Source organism: Serratia sp. CY33802, assembly GCF_052169095.1.
GTDB classification, from domain to species: domain Bacteria; phylum Pseudomonadota; class Gammaproteobacteria; order Enterobacterales; family Enterobacteriaceae; genus Serratia; species Serratia bockelmannii.
Genome location: NZ_JBJNLL010000002.1, coordinates 1,245,056 through 1,268,275 on the forward strand (window position 1 = coordinate 1,245,056; position 23,220 = coordinate 1,268,275).

General features: G+C 60.9%; 23 protein-coding genes. 10 read left to right on the forward strand and 13 right to left on the reverse strand.

Annotated elements, in window-relative coordinates; translation table 11 throughout:
• Nucleotides 1-13: 13 nt before the first annotated feature.
• Together panE and yajL are read left to right on the forward strand one after the other, a co-directional pair.
• On the forward strand, nt 14-925 hold the full coding sequence (gene panE / locus ACJ8HA_RS12580; protein WP_025301758.1) for a 2-dehydropantoate 2-reductase: 912 nt from the start codon (nt 14-16) through the stop codon (nt 923-925).
• Entirely contained in the window at nt 888-1,478 is a 591-nt protein-coding gene (gene yajL, locus ACJ8HA_RS12585) for a protein deglycase YajL (RefSeq protein WP_043135643.1), read from the forward strand. Before panE ends, yajL begins: the two co-directional genes overlap by 38 nt.
• A gap of 66 nt (nt 1,479-1,544) precedes the next feature.
• Here yajL and thiI read toward each other — a convergent pair whose 3' ends face one another.
• Nucleotides 1,545-2,993: a tRNA uracil 4-sulfurtransferase ThiI gene (gene thiI / locus ACJ8HA_RS12590; RefSeq protein ID WP_043135640.1), complete on the reverse strand. Its 1,449-nt coding sequence runs from the start codon at nt 2,991-2,993 to the stop codon at nt 1,545-1,547.
• Between the two features lie 160 nt (nt 2,994-3,153).
• Here thiI and xseB point away from each other — a divergent pair, with 160 nt between their 5' ends.
• From xseB to ACJ8HA_RS12610, 4 genes are all read left to right on the forward strand, one after another.
• Nucleotides 3,154-3,417, forward strand: a complete 264-nt coding sequence (xseB, locus tag ACJ8HA_RS12595) for an exodeoxyribonuclease VII small subunit (protein WP_025301755.1) — start codon at nt 3,154-3,156, stop codon at nt 3,415-3,417.
• Nucleotides 3,418-3,422: 5 nt separating this feature from the next.
• Nucleotides 3,423-4,343, forward strand: coding sequence for a (2E,6E)-farnesyl diphosphate synthase (gene ispA / locus ACJ8HA_RS12600; protein WP_442515356.1), 921 nt, complete (start codon nt 3,423-3,425; stop codon nt 4,341-4,343).
• Between the two features lie 34 nt (nt 4,344-4,377).
• Nucleotides 4,378-6,243 carry a 1-deoxy-D-xylulose-5-phosphate synthase gene (dxs, locus tag ACJ8HA_RS12605; RefSeq protein ID WP_025301753.1) on the forward strand — a complete coding sequence of 622 codons (1,866 nt, stop codon included), beginning with the start codon at nt 4,378-4,380 and terminating at the stop codon, nt 6,241-6,243.
• 107 nt (nt 6,244-6,350) lie between these two features.
• Complete coding sequence (locus ACJ8HA_RS12610; RefSeq protein ID WP_049206201.1) at nt 6,351-7,325, forward strand: aldo/keto reductase; 975 nt, start codon at nt 6,351-6,353, stop codon at nt 7,323-7,325.
• 33 nt (nt 7,326-7,358) lie between these two features.
• On the opposite strand, the gene pgpA is transcribed toward ACJ8HA_RS12610, so the two are convergent.
• The 6 genes from pgpA to nrdR all read right to left on the reverse strand — a co-directional run bounded on the left by pgpA (nt 7,359) and on the right by nrdR (nt 11,474).
• Nucleotides 7,359-7,853 carry a phosphatidylglycerophosphatase A gene (gene pgpA / locus ACJ8HA_RS12615; protein ID WP_004940382.1) on the reverse strand — a complete coding sequence of 165 codons (495 nt, stop codon included), beginning with the start codon at nt 7,851-7,853 and terminating at the stop codon, nt 7,359-7,361.
• Nucleotides 7,846-8,838 carry a thiamine-phosphate kinase gene (gene thiL, locus ACJ8HA_RS12620; RefSeq protein WP_043135634.1) on the reverse strand — a complete coding sequence of 331 codons (993 nt, stop codon included), beginning with the start codon at nt 8,836-8,838 and terminating at the stop codon, nt 7,846-7,848. The genes pgpA and thiL overlap by 8 nt, the downstream gene beginning before the upstream one ends.
• A 51-nt stretch (nt 8,839-8,889) precedes the next feature.
• A complete protein-coding gene (gene nusB, locus ACJ8HA_RS12625) occupies nt 8,890-9,306 on the reverse strand; it encodes a transcription antitermination factor NusB (RefSeq protein WP_004940384.1) in 417 nt (138 codons plus the stop codon).
• Between the two features lie 20 nt (nt 9,307-9,326).
• Nucleotides 9,327-9,797: a 6,7-dimethyl-8-ribityllumazine synthase gene (gene ribH / locus ACJ8HA_RS12630; protein WP_004940385.1), complete on the reverse strand. Its 471-nt coding sequence runs from the start codon at nt 9,795-9,797 to the stop codon at nt 9,327-9,329.
• A gap of 107 nt (nt 9,798-9,904) precedes the next feature.
• On the reverse strand, nt 9,905-11,014 hold the full coding sequence (gene ribD, locus ACJ8HA_RS12635; RefSeq protein ID WP_025301750.1) for a bifunctional diaminohydroxyphosphoribosylaminopyrimidine deaminase/5-amino-6-(5-phosphoribosylamino)uracil reductase RibD: 1,110 nt from the start codon (nt 11,012-11,014) through the stop codon (nt 9,905-9,907).
• A gap of 10 nt (nt 11,015-11,024) precedes the next feature.
• Nucleotides 11,025-11,474, reverse strand: coding sequence for a transcriptional regulator NrdR (nrdR, locus tag ACJ8HA_RS12640; RefSeq protein ID WP_004940387.1), 450 nt, complete (start codon nt 11,472-11,474; stop codon nt 11,025-11,027).
• A gap of 176 nt (nt 11,475-11,650) precedes the next feature.
• Here nrdR and ACJ8HA_RS12645 point away from each other — a divergent pair, with 176 nt between their 5' ends.
• Nucleotides 11,651-12,211: a DUF3251 domain-containing protein gene (locus ACJ8HA_RS12645; protein WP_025301749.1), complete on the forward strand. Its 561-nt coding sequence runs from the start codon at nt 11,651-11,653 to the stop codon at nt 12,209-12,211.
• 65 nt (nt 12,212-12,276) lie between these two features.
• Here ACJ8HA_RS12645 and secF read toward each other — a convergent pair whose 3' ends face one another.
• The 5 genes from secF to queA form a co-directional block, all read right to left on the reverse strand.
• On the reverse strand, nt 12,277-13,245 hold the full coding sequence (gene secF / locus ACJ8HA_RS12650; protein WP_004940389.1) for a protein translocase subunit SecF: 969 nt from the start codon (nt 13,243-13,245) through the stop codon (nt 12,277-12,279).
• 10 nt (nt 13,246-13,255) lie between these two features.
• Nucleotides 13,256-15,103: a protein translocase subunit SecD gene (secD, locus tag ACJ8HA_RS12655; RefSeq protein WP_004940390.1), complete on the reverse strand. Its 1,848-nt coding sequence runs from the start codon at nt 15,101-15,103 to the stop codon at nt 13,256-13,258.
• Between the two features lie 24 nt (nt 15,104-15,127).
• Nucleotides 15,128-15,460: a preprotein translocase subunit YajC gene (gene yajC, locus ACJ8HA_RS12660; RefSeq protein WP_004940391.1), complete on the reverse strand. Its 333-nt coding sequence runs from the start codon at nt 15,458-15,460 to the stop codon at nt 15,128-15,130.
• A 33-nt stretch (nt 15,461-15,493) separates the two neighbouring features.
• Complete coding sequence (gene tgt / locus ACJ8HA_RS12665; RefSeq protein WP_016928877.1) at nt 15,494-16,618, reverse strand: tRNA guanosine(34) transglycosylase Tgt; 1,125 nt, start codon at nt 16,616-16,618, stop codon at nt 15,494-15,496.
• 72 nt (nt 16,619-16,690) lie between these two features.
• Nucleotides 16,691-17,761 carry a tRNA preQ1(34) S-adenosylmethionine ribosyltransferase-isomerase QueA gene (queA, locus tag ACJ8HA_RS12670; protein WP_442515357.1) on the reverse strand — a complete coding sequence of 357 codons (1,071 nt, stop codon included), beginning with the start codon at nt 17,759-17,761 and terminating at the stop codon, nt 16,691-16,693.
• A 120-nt stretch (nt 17,762-17,881) separates the two neighbouring features.
• Between queA and ACJ8HA_RS12675 the strand changes: the two genes are divergently transcribed.
• The 3 genes from ACJ8HA_RS12675 to ggt all read left to right on the forward strand — a co-directional run bounded on the left by ACJ8HA_RS12675 (nt 17,882) and on the right by ggt (nt 21,293).
• On the forward strand, nt 17,882-18,463 hold the full coding sequence (locus ACJ8HA_RS12675; RefSeq protein WP_025301748.1) for an ACP phosphodiesterase: 582 nt from the start codon (nt 17,882-17,884) through the stop codon (nt 18,461-18,463).
• Nucleotides 18,464-18,692: 229 nt separating this feature from the next.
• A complete protein-coding gene (locus ACJ8HA_RS12680; protein WP_004940403.1) occupies nt 18,693-19,295 on the forward strand; it encodes a peroxiredoxin C in 603 nt (200 codons plus the stop codon).
• A 234-nt stretch (nt 19,296-19,529) separates the two neighbouring features.
• Nucleotides 19,530-21,293: a gamma-glutamyltransferase gene (ggt, locus tag ACJ8HA_RS12685; RefSeq protein WP_049206203.1), complete on the forward strand. Its 1,764-nt coding sequence runs from the start codon at nt 19,530-19,532 to the stop codon at nt 21,291-21,293.
• Between the two features lie 53 nt (nt 21,294-21,346).
• On the opposite strand, the gene malZ is transcribed toward ggt, so the two are convergent.
• Nucleotides 21,347-23,170, reverse strand: a complete 1,824-nt coding sequence (gene malZ / locus ACJ8HA_RS12690) for a maltodextrin glucosidase (RefSeq protein WP_346421290.1) — start codon at nt 23,168-23,170, stop codon at nt 21,347-21,349.
• Nucleotides 23,171-23,220 lie beyond the last annotated feature (50 nt).

Sequence of the window (23,220 nt, forward strand, 5' to 3'; positions counted from 1 at the left end):
CCAAGGAGACTGAATGAAAATAACCATTCTTGGTTGCGGCGCGCTCGGACAACTGTGGCTCTCCCGGCTGTATCAGCAGGGCCACGATGTACAGGGATGGCTAAGAGTGCCACAGCCTTTTTGCGCAGTGAACGTGATAGAGCCGGAAGGCGTCTCGTTCAATCGCAATTTGCCCACCAACGATCCGGAGCATCTTGCGCAAAGCGAGCTGCTGCTGGTGACGCTAAAAGCCTGGCAGGTGTCCAGCGCGGTCAGCACGCTGCTGCCGAAGCTGAACCCCCAGTGCGCTATTTTGCTGCTGCACAACGGTATGGGCACCCAGGAAGAGCTGCCGCCGAACGGCCAGCCCATCCTGCAGGGCACCACCACCCACGCTGCGCGCCACGAAGGCAGCACCATTATCCACGTCGCCACCGGCATCACCCACATCGGCCCAACCTCGCCGGCCGCCCAACACCTCAGCCACCTGGCGGAAGTGCTGCATCAGGCACTGCCTGACGTCGCCTGGCACAACAATATCGCCTCGGCCAACTGGCGCAAGCTGGCGGTCAACTGCGTGATCAACCCGCTGACGGCGCTGTACGGCTGCCGCAACGGCGACCTGCAGCGTTACCCGGAACAGATCGAAACGCTGTGCCGTGAAGTCGCCAGCGTGATGGCGATGGAGGGCTACCACACCTCCTGTGAAGGCCTGATGCAATACGTGATGGACGTGATCCACAGCACCGCCGACAACATTTCGTCGATGCTGCAGGACATCCGCAGCCAGCGGCACACCGAGATCGACTACATCACCGGTTACCTGCTGCGCCGCGCGCGCAGCCACGGCCTCACGCTGCCGGAGAATGCGCGGCTGTTTGAATTGATTAAACGAAAGGAAAATGAATATGAGCGTATCGGCGCTGGTCTGCCTGGCACCTGGTAGCGAAGAAACCGAAGCCGTCACCACCATCGACCTGCTGGTGCGGGCGGGCGTAAAAGTCACTACCGCCAGCGTTGCCGGCGACGGCGAGCTGACTATCGTCTGTTCGCGCGGCGTCAAGCTGCTGGCCGACGCGCCGCTGGTGGCGATCGTCGATGAGCCGTTCGACGCCATCGTGCTGCCCGGCGGCCTGAAAGGCGCGGAATGCTTCCGCGACAGCCCGCTGCTGGTGGAGAAGGTGCGGCAAATGCATCTGCAGGGCAACATCGTCGCCGCCATCTGCGCGGCGCCGGCGCTGGTGCTGCAACACCACGATCTGTTCCCGATCGGCAACATGACCGGCTTCCCGGGCCTGAAAGACCAGATACCGGCGGATAAATGGATGGAGCGCCGCGTGGTGTACGATGCCCGCGTCAACCTGCTCACCAGCCAGGGGCCGGGCACCGCGATGGAGTTCGCGCTGAAGCTGATAGACCTGCTGCTTGGTAAAGCCAAGGCGGCGGAGATCGCCGCGCAGCTGGTGCTGATCCCGGGGATGTACGACTTCCGCGACTGAGCGGCTTGCCGATAAAAAAAGGGCTGAACATCGGTTCAGCCCTTCTCGTTGATGCCGCTCCGTGCGTTACGGGCGATAAACCTTCACGTTGTTGAAGCCCTGCTCCAACAGGTACAGCGCCTGCAGGCGGCTCATCACGCCGCGCTCGCAGTACAGCAGGTAGGTTTTGCTCTGGTCCAGATTGCCAAACTGGGTGCTCAGCTTGTAGAACGGCAGCGCTTTCACTTCAACCTGTTCCAGCTGCAGCGGTTTCTCTTCCTGCTCGTCGTTGGAGCGGATATCCAGGATCACCTCGTCGGCGCCAAAGGCCGCGACGGTTTCCACCTCGGTCACCTGTTCCTGCGTCTGTTCGGCGATAGAGCGGATATCAACGTTCTTCGCCTCGCTCACCACCCGGTCAAGAATGCTGAAATCGAAGTGGCTCTCTTCCTCTTCGATCTTGGCCTTGACGGCTTTTACCGTCGGGCTCTTCGAAATCACACCGCAATATTCCGGCATGGTTTTGGCGAAGTCTTCAGTGCCGATTTCGCGCGCCAGCTTGATGATGTGCTCTTTATCGTGCGAGATCAGCGGACGCAGGATCAAGGTATCGGACGCATTGTCGATCAAGCGCAGGTTGGTCAGCGTCTGGCTGGAGACCTGCCCCAGCGCCTCACCGGTCACCAGCGCCTGCACGCCGTAGCGTTCGGCTACTTGCGAAGCGGCGCGCACCATCATGCGCTTGAGGACCACGCCCATCTGGCCGTCGTCGACCTTCTCCAGGATCTCGCCCACCACCGGCTCGAAGTCGATAGCGACGAAGCGCACCTTGTGCGAACTGGCGAAGCGATTCCAGAGATAATGTGCCACCTGCTTCACGCCGATCTCGTGCGCAGCGCCGCCCAGGTTGAAGAAGCAGAAGTGCACGCGGCAACCGCGACGCATCAACATATAGCTGGATACGCCCGAGTCGAAACCGCCGGAAATCAACGACAGCACGTCTTCCTGGGTGCCGACCGGGTAACCACCGATGCCTTCGAGGCGGCGTTTGACCAGCATCAGCTTGTCGTCTTCAATCTCCAGATTTACCGTGACCTGCGGGCGGCTAAGGTTAACGCGCGCGCTCTCGATATGCTGGTTCAGGCCGCCGCCGACGTAGCGCTCCACGTCCTGCGAATTGAACGCCTGCTTGCCGCGGCGCTTGACGCGCACGCAGAAGGTTTTGCCTTCCAACTGGGCGCGGTAGGCTTCCAGCGTCTGCTCGAAGATGTGGTGGATGTCGGTATAAGCGCGGTCTTCCACTTCCAAAATATGGTGGATGCCGGGAATGCGCGTCAAGGCGTCGGCGATGATCGGCCGCTGGTTTTCATCTTTGGCGCGAACTTCGATATGATCCCAGTGACGGACGACCGCCAGCGTTTCATCATACTGCTTCAGGACGTTGCGAATATTGGTCGAGAGAATCTTGATAAAGCGCAAGCGCACAGATTGGCTCTTGATGGTGATTTCCGGGAACAATTTAATGATAAACTTCATGGCGGTCTTTGTTGTCAGATAAGAATTACGGCGCGGAGTATATCACCATATCGCCGTGCTCTGCGCACAAAACCACACATGAGCGCCATGATTTGCTAATCAAGATCCGCTAGGATAGGCTCTGGCGCCACGGTTCACATGATGACGTAAAAAGAAAATTATGCCGAAAAAACCAGCACAATCAGCCAGTACAGAGCAAACTGCCAGCTTTGAAAGCGCCCTCGGCGAGCTGGAAAGCATCGTGACGCGTCTGGAGTCAGGCGAATTGCCGCTGGAAGACGCGCTGAACGAGTTCGAACGTGGCGTACAGCTGGCGCGTCAAGGCCAGCAGAAACTGCAACAGGCGGAACAGCGTGTGCAGATACTCCTTAACGACAGCGCCGACGATGCGGCGCTGACGCCTTTTACACCGGATACCGAGTAACCGACATGTCTGAGATCGCCCCATCGGCCGCTTTTGCCGATCAAATGCAGATTTTCCGCCAGCGTGCCGATCGCGCGCTGTTGGACTTCATCGCCCCGCTGCCGTTCAACGACGGCAACATGGTGGCGGCGATGCGTCACGGCGCCTTGCTGGGCGGCAAGCGCCTGCGGCCATTCCTGGTCTACACCACCGGCCAGATGTTCGGCGCGTCGCTGAGCAACCTGGATGCGCCGGCGGCAGCGGTAGAATGCATTCATGCCTACTCGCTGATCCACGACGATCTGCCGGCGATGGACGACGACGATCTGCGCCGCGGCCAGCCGACCTGCCACATTAAATTCGGCGAAGCCAACGCGATCCTGGCCGGCGATGCGCTGCAAACGCTGGCGTTTTCGATCCTGGCCGATGCCGAAATGCCTGACGTGGCGTTGCGCGATCGGCTGGCGATGGTCTCCGAACTGGCGACCGCCAGCGGCGTAGCCGGCATGTGCGGCGGCCAATCACTGGATCTGGAAGCCGAAGGCAAGCGCGTCGATCTGCAGGCGCTAGAGCAGATCCACCGCCACAAAACCGGCGCGCTGATCCGCGCGGCGGTGCGCTTGGGCGCGCTGAGCGCCGGCGAAGCCGGGCGAGCGGCGCTGCCGCAGCTGGATCGTTACGCCGCCGCGGTCGGCCTGGCGTTCCAGGTTCAGGATGACATTTTGGACGTTGTCGGCGAGACTGAGAAAATCGGCAAGCGCCAGGGAGCGGACCAACAACACGGAAAGAGTACCTACCCGGCGTTACTCGGGCTTGACAGCGCGAAAGCAAAAGCGTGGGATCTCTATCAGGAAGCATTAGCTGCATTGGACACTTTGGCAGCGCAATCTTATAACACAGCGCCATTGCGAGCGTTAGCCAGCTTCATTATTGAACGCGACAATTAACGTGTGACGTTAACTCCTCTGATATGAGTATCGAATGAGTCTTGATATAGCCAAATACCCAACCCTGGCGCTAGCGGAAAACCCCGAGGAACTCCGCTCGCTGCCCAAAGAGAGCTTGCCGAAGCTGTGCGATGAGCTGCGGCAATACCTGCTGAACAGCGTCAGTCGTTCCAGCGGCCACTTTGCCTCCGGGCTGGGTACCGTCGAACTGACGGTGGCGTTGCATTTCGTCTACAACACGCCGTTCGATCATCTGGTGTGGGACGTCGGCCACCAGGCCTACCCGCACAAAATTCTGACCGGCCGTCGCGACCGCATCGCCACCATTCGGCAAAAGAACGGCTTGCACCCCTTCCCGTGGCGCGCCGAAAGCGAATACGACGTGCTGTCGGTCGGCCACTCATCGACCTCGATCAGCGCCGGCCTCGGCATGGCGGTGGCGGCAGAGCGTGAAGGCAAAGGCCGCCGCACGGTGTGCGTGATCGGCGACGGCGCCATCACCGCCGGCATGGCGTTCGAAGCGATGAACCACGCCGGCGACATCAATCCGGACATGCTGGTGGTGCTGAACGACAATGAGATGTCGATCTCGGAAAACGTCGGCGCGCTGAACAATCACCTGGCGCAGCTGCTGTCCGGCAAGCTTTACTCCACCCTGCGCGAAGGCGGCAAGAAAGTGCTGGCCGGCGTGCCGCCGATCAAGGAGCTGGTGAAACGCACCGAAGAGCACCTGAAAGGCATGGTGGTGCCGGGTACGCTGTTCGAAGAGCTGGGCTTCAACTACATCGGCCCGGTAGACGGGCACGACGTACAGGGCCTGGTCGCCACGTTGAAAAACATGCGCGATCTGAAAGGCCCACAGCTGTTGCACATCATGACCAAGAAAGGCCGTGGTTACGCGCCGGCGGAGAAGGATCCGATCAGCTTCCACGCGGTGCCGAAGTTCGATCCCGCCAGCGGCACGCTGCCGAAAAGCGCCGGAGGTCTGCCGACCTATTCGAAAATCTTCGGCGACTGGCTGTGTGAAACCGCCGCCAAAGACAGCTCGCTGATGGCGATCACGCCGGCGATGCGCGAAGGCTCCGGCATGGTGCAGTTCTCTCGCGACTACCCGCAGCAATATTTCGACGTGGCGATCGCCGAGCAGCACGCGGTCACTTTCGCCGCCGGGCTGGCGATCGGCGGCTACAAGCCGGTGGTGGCGATCTATTCCACCTTCCTGCAACGCGCCTACGATCAGCTGATCCATGATGTGGCGATCCAAAACCTGCCGGTGATGTTCGCCATCGATCGCGGCGGCATCGTCGGCGCCGACGGCCAGACCCATCAGGGGGCGTTCGATCTGTCGTTCATGCGCTGCATCCCGACCATGGTGATCATGACGCCAAGCGACGAGAACGAATGCCGGCAGATGCTGTATACCGGCTATCACTATAACGATGGCCCGAGCGCCGTGCGCTATCCGCGCGGCACCGGCACCGGCGCTGCGCTGGAGCCGCTCAGCCTGCTGCCGATCGGCAAAGGCGTGGTGCGCCGTCAGGGGGAAAAGATCGCCATTCTCAACTTCGGCACCCTGCTGCCGGAGGCCGCGCAAGCGGCGGAAGCGCTCAACGCCACGCTGGTCGACATGCGCTTCGTCAAACCGCTGGACGAGCAGTTGGTGCTCGAACTGGCCGCCAGCCATGAAACGCTGGTCACGCTGGAAGAGAACGCGATCATGGGCGGCGCCGGTAGCGGCGTTAACGAACTGCTGATGGCCAAACGCCGCCCGGTGCCGGTGCTGAACCTCGGCCTGCCGGACAGCTTCGTCTCGCAGGGCAGCCAGGAAGAGCTGCGCGCCGATCTGGGGCTGGACGCCGCCGGCATTCAGCGCCAAATCGAAACCTGGCTGGCGCAGTAATCAGCCCCCGCGCCTGAAAAAACGCCTCCGCTCTCGGGGGCGTTTTCGTTTCCGCCCTTCGGGATCCGCGCTACAGTTACTGTCTGAGCTGTGAATGGGAGGCAAGCATGAAGTACCTGAAACTGGGCAACACCGATCTGAACGTCTCGCGCATCTGCCTGGGTTGCATGACCTACGGCGAACCGAACCGCGGCAATCACGCCTGGACGCTGCCTGAAGAGAGTAGCCGTCCGCTGCTGAAACAGGCGCTGGAAGCCGGCATCAACTTTTTCGACACCGCCAACAGCTATTCCGACGGCAGCAGCGAGGAGATCCTCGGCCGGGCACTGCGCGACTATGCGCGCCGCGAGGAGGTGGTGATCGCCACCAAGGTGTATTTCCCGCTGAGCAACCTGGAGCGCGGTTTGTCGCGCGCCAAGATCATGCAATCCATCGACGACAGCCTGCGGCGTCTGGGCACCGACTATGTCGATTTGCTGCAAATCCATCGCTGGGATTACGAAACGCCGCTGGAAGAGACGCTGGAAGCGCTGCACGACGTGGTGAAAGCCGGTAAGGCGCGATACATCGGCGCCTCCTCGATGTACGCCTGGCAGTTCGCCAAGGCGCTGTATACCGCCGATCTGCACGGCTGGACGCGCTTCGTCAGCATGCAGGATCAATACAACCTGATCCAGCGCGAAGAAGAGCGCGAGATGCACCCGCTGTGCGCCGCCGAAGGCATCGCCGTGCTGCCGTGGAGCCCGCTGGCGCGCGGCCGCCTGACCCGCCCCTGGGGCGAAACCACCGCGCGGCTGGTTTCCGACCAGTTCGGCAAGAGCCTGTACGAGGAAACCGAAGGCATTGACGCCATTATCGCCGAGCGCGTCGCCAGCCTCGCCGACGAACGCGGCGTGTCACGCGCGCAGATCGCGCTGGCCTGGCTGCTGAACAAGCCGGCGGTCAGCGCACCGATCGTCGGCGCTTCGCGCAGCGAACAGCTGGACGACGCCATCGCCGCAGTCGATTTGAGTTTGTCGCCGCAAGAGGTGGCGGAACTGGAGACGGCTTACGTGCCGCACCGGGTGACAGGGTTTGAATAAAGAGAAGCGGGCGCGAAACAGCGCGCCCGTCTGTCAGAACAGCCCGATCGGCCAGTGGTGCCCAATCAGGTAGATGATGCCGGCGGACAGCACGCCGGCGATGATATCGTCGACCATAATACCCATGCCGCCATGCACGTTGCGGTCGAACCAGCGGATCGGCCACGGCTTCCACATATCCAGAATGCGGAAGATGACGAAACCGGCGGCGACCCAGCGCCAATCGTTGACCGGCAACGCCATCAGCGTGATCCACATGCCGACGAACTCGTCCCAGACGATGCTGCCGTGATCGTGCACCTTCATGTCTTTTGCCGTGCGATGGCAAATATAGACACCGATGCAAATGCTGAACATCACCGCCAGCGAGTAAAGCTGCCACGGCAGTTGGATCAGCAGCAGCCAGAACGGGATCGCCGCCAGCGATCCCATGGTGCCCGGCATCACCGGCGACAAACCGCTGCCAAAACCGGTGGCCAGCAGGTGCCACGGATTGCTCATCCGCAGCCGGCGCTTGGCTTCATCCATCGGTGCCCGGCTCCGCGTTGAAATGATCGAAGCCGGCCCAGTCCAGCTCTACCGCCTCATCGTCGCGATAATAGCGAATACCTTCAGACAGCGGGCCAATTTGGCCGATACAGGTGTAGTCGGCTCCGAGGTGGCTCAGCGCCACTTCCAGCGCACCGCGGTTGATCTCCGGCACGGTGAAGCACAGCTCATAATCTTCGCCGCCCGCCAGCGCCCAGCGCAGCGCCTGCTCGGCATCGGCGTGGCTGCTCAGCGCCTGCGACATCGGCAGCTCGTCCAGTACGATGCGTGCGCCACAGTCGCTGGCCTTCAGGATATGCTTCAGATCGGAAATCAGGCCATCGGAGATGTCGATCGCCGAGCTGGCCAGATCGCGCAGCGCCTGCCCCTGCAACACCCGCGGCTGCGGCCGCAGATGACGCGCGACCAGATAATCGCGCGCCGCCGCATCCGTCACCGCCAGGCGATCCTGCAGGATCGCCAGACCGGCGGCGCTGTCGCCCAGCGTGCCGGTCACATAGATCCAGTCGCCGATGCGCGCGCCGCTGCGGGTCAGCGCCCGGCCGGCCGGGATCAGCCCCTGAATGGTCAACGTCATGCTCAGCGGGCCGCGCGTGGTATCACCGCCAATCAGCTGCATGCCGTAATAGTTGAGCTGATCGAACAGGCTGTCGCTGAAGGCCTTCAGCCACGGCTCGTTCACCTCCGGCAGGGTCAGGGCCAGCGAGAGCCACGCAGGATCGGCGCCCATCGCCGCCAGATCGCTCAGATTGACCGCCAGCGCCTTGTAACCGAGATCGGCCGGATCGATGTCCGGCAGGAAGTGAATGCCCGCCACCAGTGTATCGGTACTGACGGCCACCAGCTGTTTTTCCGGCACTGCCAGCAGTGCGCAGTCATCTCCAATGCCCAACTGTACATCCCGGCGCACGCGCTTAAACCGGTCAAAATAGCGGGCAATGAGGTCAAATTCGCCGCATGCCATATCGATATTCCACTAGAAGAAATTAAGGCCGGGAATGCCGGCCTTAATGTTTTACTTTTTCTTGCGAAGGGTTGGCGCCACTTTATCCAGCACCCCGTTCACAAACTTGTGGCTGTCTTCCGCGCCGAAGGTTTTCGCCAGCTCGATCGCTTCGTTAATCGCCACCTTATAAGGGACATCCTCGCGCATTTTCAGTTCAAACAGCGCGACGCGCAGCACCGCGCGCTCCACCTGGCCCAGCTCTTCGAGCTGACGCGACAGGTAAGGCGCCATCAGTTCGTCCAGCATACCTGCATTCACTGCCGCGCCGGACAGCAACTCGCGAAAATAGGCGACGTCAACATCTTTGACATCCTGCTCCGTCAGGAACTGGTGTTCAACATCGGCAAGGTCGTTTTTAGACAACTGCCAAGAGTAAAGCGCTTGAACAGCGCACTCACGAGCGCGGCGACGAGCAGCAGGTTTCACGGAATTCCCCTTAACTAAATTCAGGCTTTAATAGCTTTGATAACATTAATCATTTCAAGTGCGGTCAGCGCGGCTTCAGCGCCCTTGTTGCCCGCTTTGGTGCCGGCGCGTTCGATCGCCTGTTCGATGCTTTCGGTGGTCAGCACGCCAAAGGCAACCGGGATTTCGGCATTCATCGCAACGTTGCCGATGCCGGAGCTGGCTTCGCCCGCTACATATTCGAAGTGCGCGGTGCCCCCACGGATAACGGTGCCCAGCGCGATAACCGCGTCGTATTTGCCGGTTTTGGCCAATACGCTCGCCGTCAGCGGCAGCTCGTAAGCGCCCGGGACCCAGACAACGGTGATGTTGTCGTCAGCAACCTGACCAATGCGTTTCAGCGCGTCGATGGCACCTTCCAGCAGGCTGTCGTTGATGAAATTGTTAAAACGTGCAATTGCGATCGCCACACGGGCATTTGGAGTAGCAACAACACCTTCGATAACTTTCATGGGCTTTCCTTAAAAATGGGTTCAATACCCCGCAGGGGGGCGGATTCTATCATATTCTTTCATCGCCTGCGCGGCGCTTTTGTAAAACCGGCGCGCGGGCGCGAGATTCAGTGTTTCGCCCGCAGGCGCAAACGCAGATCGGGGCCAACCTGACGCACGTCACTAAAGACGAATTCCGGCGCGTCGGCCAGCCGTTCCAGGCCCGGCAGATGACACAGGCCACGGCCATTATCGCCCAACAGTTTCGGCGCGATGTACAAAATGAGCTCATCCACCAGGCCAGCCTGCAGCAGCGCGCCGGCCAGCGTTGCGCCCGCCTCTACCCAGATTGAATTCACCTGGCGCTTGGCCAACAGCATCATCATCACCACCAGATCGATGCCGCCGCCGTGCGCCGGGCAGATAAACTGTTCAACCTCTTGCGGCCAGGCCTGTTCATCCGCCTGCAGGCGTGCCAGCCAGGTAGCGCCCGGCTGCTGCACCACGCGGTGCTGCGGGGTAATGCGATTTTGGCTGTCGAGCAGGATGCGCAGCGGCTGGCGCAGATTTTCGCGCGGATAGAGGCGCTGCGTCTCGGCGTCCAGCTCATCCCAACGCACCGTCAGCGACGGATCGTCCGCCAGCACGGTGGCGCTGGTGCTGAGAATGGCGGCGCTCTGCGCGCGCAGGCGCTGCACGTCCTGACGCGCTTCGGGTGAGGTGATCCACTGGCTTTCGCCGGAGGCCATCGCCGTGCGGCCGTCCAGCGACGCGCCCAGCTTCAGCTGCACATAGGGGAAACCGGTGCGCATGCGTTTGAGGAAGCCCAGGTTGACCGCTTCGGCCTCGGCCAGCATCAGGCCATGACGGACTTCGACGCCGGCCTGCTGCAGCTTGTACAGCCCGCGCCCCGCCACCTGCGGATTGGGATCTTGCATCGCCGCGACCACCCGCGTCACGCCGGCGGCCACCAGCGCATCGGCGCAGGGCGGCGTGCGGCCGTGGTGACTGCACGGCTCGAGCGTCACGTAGGCGGTGGCGCCGCGCGCCTTGTCGCCCGCCATGCGCAGCGCGTGCACTTCCGCATGCGGCTCGCCGGCGCGCAGATGATAGCCTTCACCGACAATTTCGCCGTCGCGCACGATAACGCAGCCGACGTTCGGATTGGGCGCGGTGGTGAAACGCCCCAGCCGCGCCAGTTCGAAGGCGCGCGCCATGTAAAATTCGTCGTGATGCATGAAAGATCCTTTAGTCTTGCAGGCGGGCAATCTCTTCACCGAACTCGCGCACGTCTTCGAAGCTGCGGTACACCGACGCGAAGCGAATGTAGGCCACCTTATCCAGCTTTTTCAGCGCGTCCATCACCAGATTGCCGACTAACTTGGTCGGCACTTCGCGTTCGCCGGTGGCGCGCAGTTGGGATTTGATATGATTAAGGGCGTTTTCCACATCGTCCGAGCTGACCGGGCGCTTTTCCAGCGCTTTCAGCATGCCGCGACGCAGTTTGTCTTCGTTGAACGGCTCGCGCACCTCATCGCTTTTAATCACTCGCGGCATCACCAGCTCGGCCACCTCGAAGGTGGTGAAGCGTTCATTGCATACCAGACACTGGCGGCGGCGGCGCACTTGCGAACCGTCCCCCACCAGGCGGGAATCGATGACTTTGGTATCAACGGCGGCGCAGAAAGGGCAATGCATAACACGTCCTGATAAACGTTTTTTATAGATAAATGCAGTTTAACCCGAAGTGCAGCCACAACAAAGGGCGGCGGCCATTTGTTGCGACAGGCGGCGGGAAGGTGGCAGCGATATGACTTTCACCACTATGCGGACTAAGCTTGATAGCAGGAGACTCAGCATAGGAAATCGCCGTCATGACAACCTGTTACCCTAAAATCGCCCTGCTCGCCGCCGCCATTTTGCTGGCGGGCTGCGCGCACAACACCGCCGTGCCTCAGCTGCGCCATCAGGTCGCCGCGCTGAACCAGAAAGTGAGCGTACTGACCGACCAAACCACCGCACTGGAGCGGCAGAATTTGCTCAATCAGCACTCCGACAATGGCGTCTACCTGCTGCCGGCGGCTCGAAGCGCTGCCCGTTTGCAGAGCAGCATCGGCGAACTGAGCGTTTCGCTGAGCCACATCAAGAGCGAAGCCAACGGCACGCAGGCGCAGCTGCATGTGCGCATCCTCTCACAGGCTACGCTGCCGCCGTTCAACGCGGTGGTGGAATGGGGTCAACTGGATGAGGCCACCGGCCGGCCGCTGACCGCCGAAGCACTGTCGCAACCGATCGCCAGCGCCGACTCACTGCTGCCGAAACCCGGTCAGGACTTCGAGCTACGCTTCAGCGGCCTGACGCCGGAACAGCTCGGCTATATCCGTCTGCACAGTCTGGTGGCCACCGCCCAACCGGCGGTGGTGCAGCAACGCTGAAACCCAAAGCAAAAAAAAAGGAGCGCCATTGGCGCTCCTTCTCATTTCGCTGAATACTGCGGCGGTTAAGGCAGAATCGAAGGCTGATCCGCGCCCTCTTTTTCCACTTTTTGCTGCAGCATGTGCTCGCGTTTCATCCCCAGCTTCAACGCCAGCGCGGACGCGACGTAGATGGAGGAAACGGTACCGATCGACACGCCGATCAGCATCGCCAGCGAGAAGCCTTGCAGCATCGCGCCACCGAAGATGTACAGCATCAGCACCACCATCAGGGTAGTACCGGAAGTCATCAGCGTACGGCTCAGCGTCTGGGTCAACGACACGTTCATGATCTCGTAAGGCGTACCGCGGCGGATCTTGCGGAAGTTCTCACGAATACGGTCGGAGACCACGATGCTGTCGTTCAGCGAGTAACCGATAACCGACATCAGGGAAGCGACGATGGTCAGGTCAATCTCGATGTGGAACAGCGACAGCACGCCCAGCGTGATGATCACGTCGTGCGCTAGCGCGATAACCGCCCCCAGCGCCAGGCGCCATTCGAAGCGGAAACCGACGTAGATCAGGATACAGATCAACGCCACCAGCAGCGCCATGCCGCCGGTTTGCGCCAGCTCGCTGCCCACGCTCGGGCCGACGAACTCGATGCGCTTCACGGTGGCGTTTTTATCCACCGAGTCGTTGATCACGCCGATCACCTTGTTGCCCAGTTCCTGGCCTGCGGTGCCGGTCGCCGGTGGCATGCGCACCATCACGTCGCGGCTGCTGCCGAAGTTCTGGATGATCGGATCCTGGAACCCGGCCTTCTCCAGCGTGTCGCGCATCAGGTCAAGGTTAGCCGGCTTCTCCAGGTTGATTTCAATCACCGTACCGCCGGTGAAATCCAGACCCCAGTTAAACCCGCGCACCGACATGGTGACGATCGACGCGACCAACAGCAGCAACGAGATGCCGAAGGCCAAATAGTCCCAGCGCATAAAGTCGTAGACTTTACGGCCGTAGTTGAGTTGCTCAACAGTATAATCCTGTGCCACAACGCACTCCTCAGATAGACAGCTTGTTAATGCGTTTGCCGCCGTAAAGCAGGTTGACGATGGCACGGGTACCGACAATCGCGGTGAACATGGACGTCGCCACACCGATCGCGGTGGTGATCGCAAAGCCTTTGATCGAACCGGTGCCCACTGCGTACAGGATGACCGCGGTGATCAGCGTGGTGATGTTGGCGTCGACGATACTGGAGAACGCGCCTTTATAGCCCTCATGGATTGCCTGCTGAACGGACCGGCCATTCTTCAGCTCTTCCTTGATACGTTCGTTAATCAGTACGTTGGCGTCGACCGCCACCGCCAGCGTCAACACGATCCCGGCAATGCCCGGCATGGTCAGCGTCGCCCCCGGCAACAGGGACATCACGCCGACGATCAGCACCAGGTTGGCGACCAGCGCCGTGGTGGCGATCACGCCGAACTTACGGTACCAGACCACCATGAAGACGATGGACGCCACCAGGCCCCACAGACAGGCTTCCAGACCTTGGGTAATGTTCTGCTGACCCAGGGTTGGACCGATGGTGCGCTCTTCAACGATCTGAATCGGCGCGATCAGCGCACCCGCACGCAACAGCAGCGAAAGCTGACGCGCTTCGTTCGGGTTGCCGATACCGGTGATGCGGAAGCTGTTGCCCAGACGCGACTGAATGTTCGCCACGTTGATCACTTCTTCCTGTTTCACCAGCACCGCACGGCCGTTGGCGTCTTTCTTACCGCTGTCCTTATACTCCACGAACAGGGTCGCCATCGGCTTGCCGATGTTGTCCTTGGTGAAGTTGGACATGGACGTGCCGCCGGCGCTATCCAGCGAGATGTTAACCTGCGGCTGGTTGTATTCGTCGGTGCTCGAGGTGGAGTCGGTGATGTGGTCACCGGTCAGGATCACGCGCTTGTACAGCACGATCGGCTGGCCGTCGCGGGTATATTTCACCTCGGAATCGCCCGGCACGCGGCCATTGGCCGCCGCGGTGGCGTCCGCATTGGTGTTCACCAGACGGAATTCGAGGGTCGCGGTGGCGCCCAGAATTTCTTTGGCACGCGCGGTGTCCTGAATGCCCGGCAGCTCGACCACGATGCGGTCAGCGCCCTGGCGCTGCACCAGCGGTTCGGCGACGCCGAGCTGGTTGACGCGGTTACGCAGGATAGTGATGTTCTGCTGGACGGCGTATTCACGCGCTTCGCTCAGACGGGCGTCCGTCAGGTTCGCTTTCATGGTGTTGGCGCCGTTGGCGGACAGCACCAGATCGCGCTGACGCGGGCCGATGTAGCTGATGGCCTGGTCGCGAGCCGCATCGTCACGGAAGCGAACTTCCACGCCGTTGTTGTCCAGCTTGCGGATAGACGCGTAAGGAATGCCCTTCTCGCGCAGCTCGCTGCGCAGGGTATCCATGGTCTGTTCCTGCAGCTTGCTCAACGCGGTGTCCATGTCCACTTCCATCAGGAAGTGCACGCCGCCGCGCAGGTCCAGGCCGAGTTTCATCGGTTCTGCGCCCAGCATGGCCAGCCAGGTCGGCGTGGCCGGCGCCAGGTTCAGCGCCACGACGAATTTGTCACCCAGCTCGGTCACCAGCGCTTCGCGGGCGCGCAGCTGAACGTCAGGATCTTTAAAGCGAGCCAGGATAGCGCCATTTTCCAGCGCAATCGACTTGCTCGCGATGTTGTCTTTTTCTAATACGGTACGGACCTGGTCCAGCGTAGTTTCACTGGCGGCGACACCGCGCGCGCCAGTGATTTGTACGGCCGGATCCTCACCGTAGATGTTGGGAAGCGCATAAAGCAGACCGACGAGGATCACGACGATCAACATCAGATACTTCCACAAAGGATAACGGTTTAGCACGGCAATTCCCTTCGGGAAAAAAGATTACAGGGCCTTCATGGTACCTTTCGGCAGAACGGCCGCCACGAAGTCACGCTTGATCATCACTTCCGTGGTGTCGTTCAGCGCGATGGCGATGATGCCGGTGTCGGCCACTTTGGTCACACGACCGATCAGGCCGCCGGTGGTCAGCACTTCGTCGCCTTTACCGATGGAGTCCATCAGCTTCTTGTGATCTTTCGCGCGTTTCTGCTGTGGGCGCAGGATCATGAAGTAGAAGATCAGGCCGAACACCACCAGCATAATGATCAGAGAGTACGGGCTTCCCTGAGCCGGAGCCCCTGCGGATGCGACGGCGTCAGAAATGAAAAAGCTCATTGAAATTCCCTCATTAAGTTATCAATTATTAGATCAAGCGTTTAAAGGCGGAATCGGCTTGCCGATCCGACCATAGAAATCCGCAACAAACTGCTCTAATTTACCCTCTTCGATAGCCTGGCGTAAACCCGCCATCAGGCGCTGGTAGTGACGCAGGTTATGAATTGTGTTCAGTCGAGCACCCAATATTTCGTTGCAACGGTCGAGATGGTGCAAGTAGGCGCGGCTGTAATGGCGACACGTGTAGCAATCACAGTCCTTATCCAGCGGAGAAGTATCATCCTTGTGCTTGGCATTACGGATTTTTACCACACCGTCAGTCACGAACAAATGGCCGTTGCGGGCGTTGCGGGTCGGCATGACGCAGTCGAACATGTCGATGCCGCGGCGCACGCCTTCCACCAAATCTTCCGGCTTGCCGACGCCCATCAAATAGCGTGGCTTATCTTCCGGAATTTGCGGGCAAACGTGTTCAAGAATGCGATGCATATCCTCTTTCGGCTCGCCTACAGCCAAGCCGCCCACAGCGTACCCGTCAAAGCCGATATCCACCAGCCCTTTGACGGAAACATCACGTAAATCTTCGTAAACGCCGCCCTGAATGATGCCGAACAGCGCATTTTTATTTTCCAGCTCGTCGAAACGCTGGCGGCTGCGCTGCGCCCAACGCAGCGACATTTCCATCGAACGCTTGGCGTAGTCCCAGTCGGCCGGGTACGGCGTGCATTCGTCGAAGATCATCACGATGTCGGAACCCAGGTCATACTGGATTTCCATCGATTTTTCCGGGCTCAGGAACACCTTGTCGCCGTTGATCGGGTTGCGGAAGTACACGCCTTCCTCTTTGATCTTGCGCATCGCCCCCAGGCTGAACACCTGAAAACCGCCGGAGTCGGTGAGGATCGGGCCCGGCCACTGCATGAAATCGTGCAGATCGCCGTGCAGCTTCATGATCTCCTGGCCAGGGCGCAGCCACAGGTGGAAGGTGTTGCCCAGCAGGATCTGCGCGCCGGTTTCTTTCACTTCTTCCGGCGTCATGCCCTTGACCGTGCCGTAGGTGCCGACCGGCATAAAGGCCGGGGTTTCCACCACGCCACGGTCGAAAATCAGGCGGCCGCGGCGTGCGCGGCCATCGGTAGTTTGTAGTTCGTACTTCACAAAGCCTCCAGCATCAGAGAAACAGTCTGATGTCGTTGAAACGGGGCCGCACCGTGGGCGCAGCCCGGGAAATTAACCGCCGACGGACTCGTTTTCCGCCTGCGGGTTACGGCTGATGAACATCGCATCGCCGTAGCTGAAAAAGCGATACTGCTCGGCCACCGCCTGCTGATAGGCGTTCATGGTATTTTTATAGCCGGCGAAGGCCGATACCAGCATGATCAGGGTCGATTCCGGCAGGTGGAAATTGGTCACCAGCGAGTCGATCACCTGGTAGTGATAACCTGGATAGATAAAGATGCTGGTATCGCCGAAGAACGGCGCAATCAGCGCCTCTTTGCTGGCCGCCGCGGCGCTTTCCAGCGAGCGCACCGAGGTGGTGCCTACCGCCACGACGCGTTTGCCGCGCGCCTTGCAGGCCAGCACGGCATCGACCACGTCCTGCGGCACTTCGGCGTATTCGGCGTGCATCACGTGATCTTCGATGGTTTCCACGCGCACCGGCTGGAAGGTGCCGGCGCCGACGTGCAGCGTCACGAACGCCATTTCCACGCCTTTGGCGCGCAGCGCCGCCAGCAAGGGTTCGTCGAAGTGCAGGCCGGCGGTCGGCGCGGCGACCGCCCCCGGTTTCTCGCTGTAGACCGTCTGATACAGCTCGCGGTCGGCGTCTTCATCCGGGCGAGCGATATAAGGCGGCAGCGGCATGTGGCCGGCCGCGTTGAGAAGGGTGAATACATCGCGTTCGTCGTTGAAGCGCAGCTCGAACAGCGTCTCGTGGCGCGCCACCATGGTAGCGGCGATGCTCTCATCATCCCCCAACAGCAGCTCGGCGCCCGGCTTGGGCGCTTTCGACGCGCGCACGTGCGCCAGCACGCGATGGTCGTCCAGCACGCGCTCCACCAGCACTTCTATCTTGCCACCGCTGACCTTGCGGCCGAACATGCGCGCCGGGATCACGCGGGTATTGTTGAACACCAGCAGGTCGCCGGCTTCCAGCTTATCCAGCAGATCGGTGAATACGCCGTGCGTCAGCGCCCCGCTCGGCCCGTCCAGCTGCAGCAGGCGGCATGCGCTGCGTTCGGCCTGGGGATAGTGGGCAATCAGGGATTCGGGAAGTTCAAACGAAAAATCAGCGACGCGCATGGGTATTCACTTCTTCAATTTATGGCTGGTTGGTAAAAAACAGGCGGCCTAGTCTAAAGCCGGGGGCGGTCAGCGGCAAGAAATAAGGAGGATTTGCCTGACTTCGGGTATAGTTGAGGGATGAATTTTCTCGCTCATCTTCACCTGGCCATGCTGGCGGACAGCTCGCTGCTGGGCAACCTGCTGGCCGATTTCGTGCGTGGCAACCCTGCCGCCGACTACCAGCCCGACGTGGTGGCCGGCATCATGATGCACCGCCGCGTCGACGTGCTGACCGACAGCCTGCCGCAGGTGAAAGCCTGCCGCGACTATTTCAGCGCCCCCTACCGCCGCGTGGCGCCAATTACCCTCGACGTGGTGTGGGACCATTTTCTGGCGCGCCACTGGCAGCAGTTGGAGCCCTCACGCGACCTGCACCAGTTTACCCAGGAAGCCCGCAGCCAGATCGAACCTTACCTGCCGCTCACGCCGCCGCGTTTTCAGAACCTGAACGGCTATCTGTGGCCGGAACGCTGGCTGGAACGCTACGCCGAATTGCCGTTCATCGCCCGGGTATTGCAGGGCATGGCCAGCCGCCGTCCGCGCCTCGATGCCCTGGCAGGCTCGTTCGCCGACGTCGAGCGACACTATCATCAGCTTGAAACACAATTCTGGCAGTTTTATCCGCAAATGATGCAGCAGGCGAAGGAAAAAACGCTCTGAGGTCAAGCTCAAGCGTTTGAAATTGCCGCGCCTTGCAAGAATTTACGCTTTGCCGCTTGCCCTTTTGTGGGAAAAGGTTATTTTTAAAGCCTGTCAAATTTAATTAATGAATTTAATAGGTAAAAGCTATCTCATCGATTGGTCTTTTGCCCTTTATTCGCCAAGTCGTGGCCCCTATACTGGCCCTTGTTTTTACATCCACCCTTTAACACCTATTACAGGAGTAATTATGGTCCTGGTAACTCGTCAAGCCCCTGACTTCACTGCAGCTGCCGTACTGGGTAGCGGCGAAATCGTTGAAAACTTCAACCTGAAGAAGCACCTGAACGGTAAACCAGCCGTGCTGTTCTTCTGGCCAATGGACTTCACCTTCGTATGCCCTTCCGAGCTGATCGCTTTCGATCACCGCTATGAAGAGTTCCAGAAGCGTGGCGTTGAAGTGGTTGGCGTTTCCTTCGACTCAGAATTCGTCCACAACGCATGGCGTAAAACCCCTGTCGACAAAGGCGGCATCGGTGAAGTGAAATACGCAATGGTTGCTGACGTTAAGCGTGAAATCCAGAAAGCTTACGGCATCGAACACCCGGAAGCTGGCGTTGCGCTGCGCGGCTCCTTCCTGATCGACAAAGACGGCATCGTGCGTGCTCAGGTTGTTAACGACCTGCCAATCGGCCGTAACATCGACGAAATGATCCGTACCGTTGACGCGCTGCAATTCCACGAAGAGCACGGTGAAGTGTGCCCGGCTCAGTGGGAAAAAGGCAAAGCAGGTATGGGCGCTTCCCCAGACGGCGTGGCAAAATACCTGTCTGAAAACGCTGCCAAGCTGTAATTTCAGCCTGATAGTGAATCAACCGGCCCACGCGGCCGGTTTTTTTATGCCCCTTTTTGGGGCAGACCGCCCGCCTTCAGTGCTTTATTTCCCTGTTTCCGCTCACATTTCCCGCCCAGTTCGCCGCGTGAATGCCCATCTGCGGCTACTATCAATAACGCTGGCTCGCGCTTTGCAAGCGAACAGCGGCAAGCAAACACAACACAATAAAAAACTGACAGGGTAGGAATAACTATGTTTTTACAGAAATGGAGCAAACCCCTGACCATGGCGGCGCTGCTGGTCAGCGGCAGCCTGTATGCGGCATCCAACCCAGCGGTGGAAGCCAAAAACGGCATGGTGGTCACCTCGCAGCATCTGGCTTCGCAGGTCGGGGTGGATATCCTGAAGATGGGCGGCAACGCCATCGACGCCGCCGTGGCGGTCGGCTATGCGCAAGCGGTGGTGAACCCCTGCTGCGGCAACATCGGCGGCGGCGGCTTTATGACCGTCCACCTGGCGGACGGTACCGATACCTTCATCAACTTCCGCGAAACTGCACCGGCGGCGGCCAGCGCCAACATGTATCTGGATGCCGACGGCAAGGTGAAGAAAGACGCCAGCCTGTACGGCTATTTGGCGGCGGGCGTGCCGGGCACCGTGCTGGGGATGGAAACCGCGCGTGAGAAGTACGGCAAACTGAGCCGAGAACAGGTGCTGGCGCCGGCGATCAGGCTGGCGCGCGAAGGCTTTGTGCTGACCCGCGCCGACACCGATATTCTCGACACCACCGTCGCACGCTTCAAACAGGATCCCGAGTCGGCCAAAATCTTCCTGCGCCCGGACGGCAGCCCGCTGCAGCCGGGGGACAAACTGGTGCAAACCGATCTGGCCAATACGCTGGAAGCCATCGCCAAAGGGGGAACCGACGCCTTCTACAAAGGCAAGATCCCACAGGCGGTGGAGGCGGCGGCCAAACAGGGCGGCGGCATTTTGACCGCCGCCGACTTCGCCGACTACAAGGTCACCGAAACGCCGCCGATCACCTGCAGCTATCGCGGCTACAAGTTCGTGTCGGCGCCGCCTCCCAGCTCAGGTGGCGTCACGCTGTGCGAAATCCTCAACGTGGTGGAAGGCTATGACCTGAAAAGCATGGGCTTCAACTCGGCGGCGGCCATTCACACCATGACCGAAGCGATGCGCCATGCCTACATGGATCGCAACACCTACCTCGGCGACCCGGAATTCATCAAGAACCCGATCGACCGGCTGGTGAGCAAGAGCTACGCCGAGCAGATCCGCAAGAAAATCGTCGCGGACAAGGCCACGCCGTCGGAAAACGTACAGCCCGGCATGGAACCGCATGAGAAGCCGGAAACCACCCATTATTCGATCGTCGACCACGACGGCAACGCGGTCTCCACCACCTATACCGTCAACGGCCGCTTCGGCGCCGTGGTGATCGCACCGGGCACCGGCTTCTTCCTCAACGACGAGATGGACGACTTCACGGTGAAAGTGGGCGAGAAAAACCTGTACGGGCTGGTGCAAGGCACCGCCAACAGCATTGCCCCCGGTAAGCGCCCACTATCGTCGATGAGCCCGACGCTGGTGACCAAGGACAACAAGATCTTTATGGTGCTGGGCTCGCCGGGCGGCTCACGCATCATCACCATTACCCTGCAGACCGCGTTGAACGTGATCGACCACGGTATGGCGCCGCAGGAAGCGGTGGACGCACCGCGCATCCATCACCAATGGTTGCCGGATGAGGTGTACTACGAACAGCGCGGCGTTTCCGCCGATACGCTGAAGCTGCTGAGCGGCATGGGCTATAAGATGGTCGAGCAAACGCCATGGGGCGCCGCCGAACTGATTCTGGTCGGTTTGCCGGGCGCGGCGGGCGTCAGCCCGGCCAACTCCGGCAACGATTCGGCGGTTTCCGGCAAAGTGCGCGAAGGTTACCTGTACGGCGCCAACGACGTGCGTCGCCCGGCAGGCTCCGCGGTCGGTTACTGATGCAAACGCCCACTCACCTTAATCGCGGGGGCCCTTCGGCCCCCCCAGTTCCCTTAGCCTTCACAGCGCCACACGGTGGCCGATTCTTCCGCCAGCTGCAGGCGCAGCCCGCCGGCCGTTTCGCTCAACTCTCCCCGCCCTTCCACACGCCGCCACGGGCCGCGGGCCAACAGCGGGTTGTGCGGCAGCTGCGCCTGGCCGCTGCCGTCGCGCTGCAGCGCCACCAACACCTGCTCCTGCTGATACAGACGCACGAACACCAGCGTTTCTCCGCTGGCGTACAGCACCTGACAGCCGCCGCGACGCAGCGCCAGGCTCTGTTTACGCAGCGCCGCCATGCGCTGGAACAGCGCCAGCAGCGGCCGATCCCAGTCACCGACGTCCCACGGGAACGGCTTGCGGCAGAACGGATCGTTGCCGCCGTCCAGGCCAATCTCATCGCCGTAATAGAGACAAGGCACGCCGATCCAGCTCAGCAACCACACCGCCGCCATCTGCATGCGCGCCGCGTTCCCCTGCAACAGCGTGAGGAAACGCGCGGTATCGTGGCTGTCCAGCTGATTGAACTGGATCAGCTGGCGGCCGTGCGGCAGCCCCGCGCGGTAGCCGTCCATCCACTGCGCGCACCCGGCGGCGTCCAGCCGCACCGGGTGATAGGCCACGTCCAGCCCCGCCAAGAACGCCCGCACTGGCAGCGCAAAGCCCATGTAGTTCATCGCCGCATCCTCCACGCCGGCGTGCAGCCAGCGGCGCGCGTCGCCGAAGTGTTCGCCCAATACGTAGGCCTGCGGATTCTCCTGCTTCACCGCCTGATAGATGCCAGCCAGGTGGTGCAGGTTGCCGGTGGCACCGCCGTTCTCCCCCAGCATGTGCACCACGTCCAGCCGCCAACCGTCGATGCTGTACGGCGGGCGCAGCCAGTGGCGCACCACGCTTCCTTCCCCGCGATAGATCGCTTCCGCCACCTGCGGCTCGGCGAAGTTGAGCTTCGGCAGGCTGGCGTTGCCCTTCCAGTCGAGCGCGCGGCCGTCCGGGTAAAAGTTGAACCAGCCGCGATACGGCGAATCGGGATGGTGACAGGCGCCGTTTCCGCCCTGGCGATGGCGGTCGAACCACGGATGCGAGTCACCGGTGTGGTTGAAGACCCCGTCCAGCACCAGTTTCATGCCCACCTTGTGAGTGCTCACTCGCAAACGCTGCAGCGCCGCGTTGCCGCCGAAGTGCGGATCGACCTGGTAATAGTCCTCGGTATCGTACTTATGTACGCTCGGCGCGGTAAAAATCGGGTTCAGATACAGCGCCGTCACGCCCAGCTGCTGCAAATACGGCAGTTTGGCGCAGATGCCGTCCAGATCGCCGCCGTAAAAGGTCGAGGCGGCGTGACGATCCTCCAGCGGATGCTGCCAGTCGCGCCGAATCACCTCGGCACCGGCCGCGTGATGGCGGTAGCTGCCGCTTTGGATGCCGTGCTCGCCGCCGCTGCTGGCGAAGCGATCGGGGAAAATCTGGTAGAACAGCTGATCCGCCACCCACTCGGGGCCATGGTCGGGCTCGTCGACGGCGAACTGCGCCAGCTGGCCCGGCGGCGTTGGCGACCAGCCCTGCGGGCCGAACCACTGCTGGCGATCGGCCCACAGCAGCTTGAAGCAGTAACGCCGCGTCGGCTCGCCCTCATTCAGCGTCAGGCTGGCCTGGTAGCGCCGCATCCCCTCGTAGCGCTGCGCTTTCATCACCAGCAGCCACTCTTCGTTGTCCGGTTCGGCGCGCAAAAACACCCGTTCCGGCAGTTCATCCCCCTGTAACCACAGCGTGATATCCAAACGTTGCCCTTGCTTCACCACAAAAGGCGGGACCGGTTGATGCCAGGCGTTAAGCATACTGTTTCTCCTGCTGTACCAAACGAAATCGACGGCGTTCTTCAAGAAGC